Genomic DNA, 2,176 nt, shown 5'->3' with positions numbered 1-2,176 from the left:
CTACATGGATTGAACCTGACGGAAAATCAAATATTGACATTGAAAATGAACAGGATTCTTTTGAAGTTACAATTTTAAAATCAAGTTTAAATCAACAAGCAACAAAAGAAATAAGAGCTTTTTTTAATGATGAAAAAGTTTTTGACTATCCAAAACCCGTTAATTTAATTCGTTCATTTATTGAACAATCTACTTGCGATAATGACATCATTTTAGACTTCCATACAGGAAGTGGAACAACGGCTCATGCCGTGCTTGACCTCAATAAAGAAGATGGAGGAAACCGTAAATTTATCCTTGTAGAACAAATGGACTATATTGAAACTATCACAAGTGAGCGTGTCAAAAAAGTTATTGAAAAAAACAATGAAGGCTCTTTTGTTTATGCCGAACTCAAAACCATAGACACATTTAACGAAGAAGACACTATCGGACGGCTTAATGACAATATGCGTTATCTTCCCATCGGAGAAATCGACGATGAAAGCTATGCCATCGATGAAGCGGAAAAAGCCCTTAACAAACAGTTTTATGGAGTTAAGTAATGGCACTGCTTTTTGAAGAGATAGAGGGTGCTTTTAAATTTGTACCTCGCCCACAACTGCCCTTGTATATCAAGGAAAACCTCAAACATGATTTAAGAGAATACCAAACAAGAGCGTTACAAAATTTTCTTTTTTACCTCACGCACCAAAACTATGAAACGATAAAGCCAAAGCACCTTCTTTTTCACATGGCAACAGGAAGCGGAAAAACGATGCTCATTGCGAGTTGTATTTTGGAACTTTACGCACGAGGTTATCGTGATTTTGTCTTTTTTGTGAACACTACAAACATCATTTTAAAAACCAAAGACAACTTAGCCAATGCAACTTCAGCTAAATATCTTTTTAGCCAAAAGATTAGCATTGAGAACAAAGAAGTCTCTATAAACCTCATCCAAAGCAGTTTCGAAGAAGCAAAGCCCAATGACATCAATATCTTTTTTACCACCGTTCAAGGATTACATGTAAGCCTCACAACCCTGAGGGAAAATGGTATCACTTACAGTGATTTTAAAGATAAAAAGCTCGTTCTTATCGCCGATGAAGCACACCATCTGGACAACGAAAATGACAATGAACGCAGTTGGTGGCAAACCGTGCAAAATCTTCTAAAAACAAATAGTGAAAATCTCTTGCTCGAATTTACCGCAACAGCAAGACTACACAATCACTATTATGATGATAAAATCATCTACGACTATCCACTTAAAAAGTTTCGTGAAGACAAATACTCCAAAGAAGTCACACTCCTTTCAAGCAATTTTAGTGATTTTGAAACGCTTGATGATAAATCCTTGCGAATGCTTCAAGCCGTTATGATAAGCGAATATCGCAAAATAGTGGCAGAAAAAAATGGCATCGCTCTCAAGCCAGTGGTCATGTTTAAAAACAAAAGTACGAAACAAGCCGATGAGAATTATGCTCTTTTTCAAACACTTATCGAAAAACTTGAAACAAGGCATATTGAACACATTTTGGAACACTCCAAAACGGTTTCTATTATCGCCAAAATGAAAGAAAAACTCTTACATGTAAGCGATTTTACAACACGGATTAAATTTTCTTTTATGCCTGATAAAACCGTTTTGATATATGGAACATCCGCCGACAAAGAAGTAACACTCAAAAACCTCAACGAAATGGAAGCTCCACACAATCACATCAGAGCTATTTTTGCCGTCGAAATCCTCAATGAAGGCTGGGATGTCCTCAATCTTTTTGACATCGTCAAACTTGATGAAGCACCGCAAAGTAAAAATAAAACAACCACCAAAGAAGCACAACTCATAGGTCGAGGGGCGAGGTATTATCCTTTTAGTTTAGAAGGAGATGAGCGGTTTAAGCGAAAATTTGACAATGACTTAACCCACGAACTACGACTGCTTGAAGAGATGATGTTTCACTCCATCAATGAAAGCCGCTACATCAACACTATCAAATCAGAACTTACCAAAAGTGGTATCGCGGATTTTGAAGAAGTAGAAGAAAAAACGGTCACGATGAAACTCAAAGAAAATTTTAAAACACATCACTACTTTCAAAAAGGCAATATCTGGGTTAATGTGCTACAAGCTAAAGACAAAAGTCAAATGAAAAAAATCAAAGATTATATCCCTAACTTTGGCAATATC

At 36.3% G+C, this 2,176-nt stretch carries 2 protein-coding genes; both read left to right on the top strand.

Annotation, left to right across the window (positions count from 1 at the left end; translation table 11 throughout):
* A partial coding sequence (locus tag JWV37_RS12560; RefSeq protein WP_240332213.1) for a DNA methyltransferase occupies window positions 1-545 on the top strand: 545 nt, incomplete at its 5' end.
* Window positions 545-2,176 (top strand): DEAD/DEAH box helicase family protein (locus tag JWV37_RS12555; protein WP_205460223.1); only part of this gene is annotated, 1,632 nt, incomplete at its 3' end. The genes JWV37_RS12560 and JWV37_RS12555, both read left to right, overlap by 1 nt.

Origin of the sequence: Sulfurospirillum tamanense (genome assembly GCF_016937535.1) — a bacterium.
GTDB classification, from domain to species: domain Bacteria; phylum Campylobacterota; class Campylobacteria; order Campylobacterales; family Campylobacteraceae; genus Sulfurospirillum_B; species Sulfurospirillum_B tamanense.
The sequence above is the reverse complement of the archived record's forward strand: the minus strand, read 5'-3'. Positions and strand labels throughout refer to the sequence as shown.